Annotated in this window: 5 protein-coding genes and 1 pseudogene; 4 read left to right on the top strand and 2 right to left on the bottom strand. The window is 55.9% G+C overall.

What is annotated here, in order from left to right:
• Nucleotides 1-969: 969 nt before the first annotated feature.
• Nucleotides 970-1,227: a hypothetical protein gene (locus FE783_RS37135; RefSeq protein WP_138884435.1), complete on the bottom strand. Its 258-nt coding sequence runs from the start codon at nt 1,225-1,227 to the stop codon at nt 970-972.
• 108 nt (nt 1,228-1,335) lie between these two features.
• Here FE783_RS37135 and FE783_RS37130 point away from each other — a divergent pair, with 108 nt between their 5' ends.
• The 4 genes from FE783_RS37130 to FE783_RS37115 all read left to right on the top strand — a co-directional run bounded on the left by FE783_RS37130 (nt 1,336) and on the right by FE783_RS37115 (nt 4,371).
• Nucleotides 1,336-1,629, top strand: a complete 294-nt coding sequence (locus FE783_RS37130; RefSeq protein WP_138884434.1) for a hypothetical protein — start codon at nt 1,336-1,338, stop codon at nt 1,627-1,629.
• A gap of 343 nt (nt 1,630-1,972) precedes the next feature.
• Nucleotides 1,973-2,902, top strand: coding sequence for a glycosyltransferase (locus FE783_RS37125; RefSeq protein WP_138884433.1), 930 nt, complete (start codon nt 1,973-1,975; stop codon nt 2,900-2,902).
• 36 nt (nt 2,903-2,938) lie between these two features.
• A complete protein-coding gene (locus FE783_RS37120; protein ID WP_138884432.1) occupies nt 2,939-4,129 on the top strand; it encodes an NAD-dependent epimerase/dehydratase family protein in 1,191 nt (396 codons plus the stop codon).
• 41 nt (nt 4,130-4,170) lie between these two features.
• Nucleotides 4,171-4,371 carry a hypothetical protein gene (locus FE783_RS37115; RefSeq protein WP_138884431.1) on the top strand — a complete coding sequence of 67 codons (201 nt, stop codon included), beginning with the start codon at nt 4,171-4,173 and terminating at the stop codon, nt 4,369-4,371.
• Between the two features lie 183 nt (nt 4,372-4,554).
• On the opposite strand, the pseudogene FE783_RS37110 reads toward FE783_RS37115, so the two are convergent.
• Nucleotides 4,555-4,910: pseudogene (locus tag FE783_RS37110) on the bottom strand (FAD-dependent oxidoreductase); the annotation flags it as partial.
• Between the last annotated feature and the right edge of the window lie 240 nt (nt 4,911-5,150).

Below are 5,150 nucleotides of genomic sequence, written 5' to 3'. Positions count from 1 at the left end.
GGGTGAACAGTTTAGCACACGGGGTCAAGCCCCACGGGCAGAGACGTTCTACCCCGGCTACCCGTAACTAAACCCCTTAAAACAAAAGAGGTCAACCAGTAAAAACTGGCTGACCTCATAATACGAAGGGGCAGAAGTGCTTAATAGTCACTCTAATGAAGAAGACAAAGGATTTTGGAAATAACTGTCGAATGTATTTCGGACACCCCCCGCGTGCCGGACCAACCTTACCGCCATATAAATGATGTTTTGAATGACGGTTCGGATTCGGCGGCGCTGCACATCGTTGCGAATGGGGGAATCCTTCTCACGTAAACTTTCTTGACCGATCATTCGGTATTGCTGCCAGTTGAAATTGCTCATCGCCTTTCGGTCCTCCGCATTCCCCGTTATGGCAAAATGTATTAATCAGCACGACGCCGACTTTGTCGGTAATGAAGCTCGACGCCTTCTTCCACAGTTCGATAAAGAAGTTGAGGCTCTCCTTGTCGGGCGGGCCCTGCTCAGCCGCCCCGCCGCTGTAGACGAGGTAGGTCAGCTGCTGCGGCTTCGCGCCCCACTTCTCCTTGGATTTGTGCGTCAGGGTCCCCCCATACGGGTATAGGACCTTGCCCCGAGAGTGGCCGGGTTCGTGTTGCGAGCGGTTGCCCGTTCAGTACGCCATCCGGGTCATCAAGAAACGCCAAAATTGAGTTTTAAACGGACGTATGGCCGGGTCAGGCTGAAGGTCCTGATCATGAAATGAATGTATTGTCCTTTGAAGTCGAAAATACAGAAAAGATATACCAGTCATTAAAGGAAGATGGTGTACGGGTCGAACTGAGGAGCCAAAGGCGTGGTTTTTCATGCTTGCTGGAGACCGTGTAAACCTTCTGGAGGAGCAATTTTGCTTTTCTCATTTGGGTATCCCATAGCAGGTCGGGGAAGCCCCCGAACTGCCCGAGGGACTTCCTCCTTCTGTGTAATGGATTACTTATTACCTTGCCTTGGAATTTCATTTAAATCAACATCAACAGAATGTGCCTCAATATCCGGTGACCCGACAAGAGAATTTTGGATATATGACCCATCTACAAAGTTAATGGTTATATAATCCGGCCAATTTCCATCAGGAAAGTTAATACTAGATACGATTTTGACTTCTTGTAATTTCAGCTTATTTCTTGCATCTTCATCGATTTTCCATATCCCCCTATTACCTCCTATTTCTATCCCGCGATCGCTCATTCCAAACCTTTAAGGGTCTGTTCCATGAATAATACACTGAATCAATCTCCTGTGCTATAGCATCCAGTCCTCTTTATCCGATTGTATGCAGCGGTAAATTCCCGCTCAATGGCATCGATCTCCTTATTTTGCCCGAGAGGCAAGATGCGGCAAGGCCGCAATCGGGCGCAGGGCGACTTTCTGTTCGATCGGATTCGCGCCCGGGCGGAACGGCAAATGATGCCGGCATACGCCCGGTGCGCATCATACCGGCGGCGCTCGGCAAGCAGGCGGGGTTGGCCGGTGCGGCGAAGCTGGCATGGTCGAGCGCGAGTCCGCAAGGGTAGCGAAGACGTTTTCGTCGACGGAATTGCGGCGAGTTCATTCCGCTATCCTCTGGAAGCGGGCGACGGCATCGGTTGATCGGCTCGCATTTTGTCGAGCGCCCGATGCCATTGTCTGTTTTGCGGTGTCATGACATGTCATCGATATTGTCATGGGCGGAGCGGTTCCCCATTTTGCCCGAGAGGCAAGATGCGGCAAGGCCGCAATCGGAATTCGGCCGACCGGAATCATTCGACCGAGTTGATGCTATGATGACAAAACCGTTATTAATTTGATACCGATTGCCTACGGCGATCGGTTTTTTCGCGTGGAAGCATTTGGGAGCCGGTACTCATGACGCCCGGAAACGGCACATGCTACGATTTGTAATGTCAATTGGCAAACAAAGCTGCCGATAATTCGGTTCCGGGGGAGAAGGATTATGAACGATAGGCGGGTAATCAGCGTCGTCATTCCCGCGCGCAACGAAGGGGAACGAGTCGCCGGGACGATCCGTTCGGCGATGGAGACCCGAACAAGCGGCTGCGGACTGGAGTTTGTCGTCGTGGACGACGCGTCGGACGAAGGCTGCGGCGTTCGCTTCGGTCCGGACCTGGACGGTATGGACATTCGCGTCGTGCGGCTGGCTGAGCGAGCCGGTGTCGCGGGTGCGCGCAATCGCGGTGCACGGGCGGCAAGCGGAGATATATTGTTTATTACCGATGCACACGTGGGATTTAGTTCTGGTTGGGACGAAGAGGTGCTGCGGCGGATCGGCGACGGACGCATAATGGCCGCCACGATTTGCGATACCGTCTCCGCCTTTCGCGGTTATGGCTGCAGCTTGCTTGTGCCGTTTATGGGCACGGCCTGGAACCGGGAGCCGATAGCCGGAGAGCCGCCGTTCGTGCAAATCGCCTCTTCCGCCGGTACAGTGCTGACCAAGGAGCTGTTCGAGAAGATCGGCGGCTACGACGAGGGAATGCGGCTGTACGGCGGCATCGAGCCGGAGTTCAGCGTCCGCGCCTGGCTGAGCGGAGCGGAAATCGTCTCCGTCCCTTCGCTGCGCATGCTGCACCGGTTCAAAACGAAGCCGGAAGTCGAGCGGTTCGTCGGCGAATTGAAGCCTCACCTGGTGCACAATAACCTCCGCTTCGGCCTGCTGTACCTGGGAGAGTCCGCCAGCCTTCAAATGATCCGGCACTTCGCCATGATGTATCCGGATGAGATAGGAGAGGCGGTTCGCCAGGTGGAAGCAAGCGATATCGGGGAACGTCGGAAGGTTCTCGGCACGCGGCTGCGCCATGATTTCGCCTGGTTTGTCCGGCGGTTCGGCGTTAAGGACCAGACGGGAGCGGAAGTATGGATATAAAGGCGGACCTGTCCGCGATAAAGGGGGGAGAGGCTCATGAGAGTATTTATTGCCGGTATTGACGGCTATTTGGGCTGGACGCTCGCACAGGCGTTGACCGCGCGCGGACATGAAGTAGGCGGGGCGGACGGGTATTTCCGCCGCAAATGGGTGGACGAAATGGGCTCGTGGAGCGCCGTTCCGATCGTCTCGATGAAAGAGCGGCTGGAGGCGTTCCGCGAACGGTACGGAAAGCGGCTGCCGTTCTGGGAAGGCGATCTGCGCAGCTACCCGTTCGTGGAGCAGGCGCTCCGCGAATTTCGCCCCGATGCGGTCGTGCATCTGGGAGAATGCCCGTCGGCTCCTTATTCGGCGATCGATGTCGAACATGCGGTATTCGTGCAGACGAACAATTTGACGACGACCTTCCATCTCTTATTTGCGATGAAGGCGAACGCGCCGGAAGCTCATCTGGTGAAGCTCGGCACGATGGGGGAATACGGCACGCCGGACCTGGATATTCCCGAAGGCTTTTTCGAGGTGGAGTACCGGGGGCGGAAAGACCGGCTGCCGTTCCCGCGCCAGGCGGGGTCGTGGTATCACTGGAGCAAGGTTCACGGCTCCAACAATGTGATGTTCGCTTCCAAGCTGTGGGATATGGCCGCAACAGATATTATGCAGGGCATCGTATTCGGCACTCATCCTGCGGAGATGGGCGACGATCCGCGGCTTGCGACCCGGCTCGATTTCGATCAGGCGTTCGGCACGATCGTCAACCGGTTCTGCTGCCAGGCCGTCATCGGCCATCCGCTGACGTTGTACGGAAGCGGCTCGCAGCGGCGCGGCTTTCTGCCTCTGCAGGATTCGATGCAATGTCTCGCGTTGGCCGTGGAAAATCCGCCGAAGCGGGGGGAATACCGGGTGCTCAACCAATTCCAGCAAGTATACCGGCTCGACGATTGGGCAGGCAAAGTCGCGAAGGCGGCGGACGCGTTCGGACTGAAGGCGGAAATCCGCCATCTGGACAACCCGCGCAAGGAGCAAGAGGAGCACCATTACCGGCCCGATCACGACGAACTGACTCGGCTTGGATACCGCCCGTCCGGCGACATTGAAGCGGAGCTGCAGACGATGATCGCCCGACTGCTGCCGCACGCCGAACGAATCCGGGAAAAAAGCGGGACGCTTCTTCCCGATATTCGCTGGACCGGCGACAGAAGCCGGGTGAGCTACAGGTTGCCGACCTGAGGCGGACTGCGGCTAAGCGCACGCGAAAGGAGGTGAAAAAGATGACACAGGCTGTGGCAACTCTACTGAATGAGCTGACAGTTCGGCCATCCGCGCTTCTCTCGTTGATCGAACGTCCGGAGAGCTTCGGCGAGCGGCTCGGATTCAATTCCGCGCAGATTGGCGCGCTGAGAAGCGCCGACAAGCTGAAGCGCCCGATGCGTCCGGTAACGTTCACGACCGGTACGACGATCGAGGTATGATCGCGTAAGCGGGACGATCGCCTGCCCGAACATTCGGCAAGGCAAGTGGACTTGTTACGGTCGAAGAGTCGGCCGTGGTCGCTCGTTGCCGGATGAGGGAGCAGAGTTTCTAGCATGGGCCATCATAAGCGCAAAGAGACCGTCGGGCAACCGGCGGTCTCTGCAAGTCTATGCCGAACTTTCTTATACCGGTTCCACGACCGACCAATCCAACTCCACCCCGGCCCGGACCAAGCGGGCCTGATAATCGCGCAATAGCGTCTCGGTATTGCGCACCTGGCGCGGCGTAACCCCTTGATCCAGACAAAATGCGGCCAAATAGCCGGCAGCTTCGCCGATATTCCACTAGACGGGATGAAGCCGGTAGCAGCCGTTGGTCAGATGCGTCACGCCGATGTTTTTGCATCGGTTCCCAGCACATCCTTGCGCAGCCTCAGACCCGGGTAGCCTTGTCCGCCGTCCGGCCGGGGAGCTTCCGTCTGCAGCCAGTAGAGCAGGCTCAGGCTCAAGTTTTTCGCCCGCACGATGTGCAGCTCGCGTCATAAATCCAGATCGTGAGGATCGTGAGGGCCAGCAGGCAACTTATTTTTCACAACACGTATCTATATGGTTATATTATGTATGACACCAAATACAAAGATAGTATCATATATATATAAGTTGAACTAATGAGACTTACATGCGAATACAAAGCCGATCAATAATCTTCATTGGATCTTGCATAATGTTGTCCATAAATGCTCCAACATTCTTGCGAATCTCTACAGTTGTATGGTAAA

Source organism: Paenibacillus mesophilus, from assembly GCF_005938385.1.
In the GTDB taxonomy this organism is placed as follows: domain Bacteria; phylum Bacillota; class Bacilli; order Paenibacillales; family NBRC-103111; genus Paenibacillus_AB; species Paenibacillus_AB mesophilus.
The sequence above is the reverse complement of the archived record's forward strand: the minus strand, read 5'-3'. Positions and strand labels throughout refer to the sequence as shown.

Coding starts and splice junctions, on each gene's coding strand:
- FE783_RS37120 (WP_138884432.1), top strand. CDS start 2,939: ATGAGAGTATTTATTGCCGGTATTGACGGCTATTTGGGCTGGACGCTC.
- FE783_RS37115 (WP_138884431.1), top strand. CDS start 4,171: ATGACACAGGCTGTGGCAACTCTACTGAATGAGCTGACAGTTCGGCCA.
- FE783_RS37125 (WP_138884433.1), top strand. CDS start 1,973: ATGAACGATAGGCGGGTAATCAGCGTCGTCATTCCCGCGCGCAACGAA.
- FE783_RS37130 (WP_138884434.1), top strand. CDS start 1,336: ATGGCATCGATCTCCTTATTTTGCCCGAGAGGCAAGATGCGGCAAGGC.
- FE783_RS37135 (WP_138884435.1), bottom strand. CDS start 1,227: ATGAGCGATCGCGGGATAGAAATAGGAGGTAATAGGGGGATATGGAAA.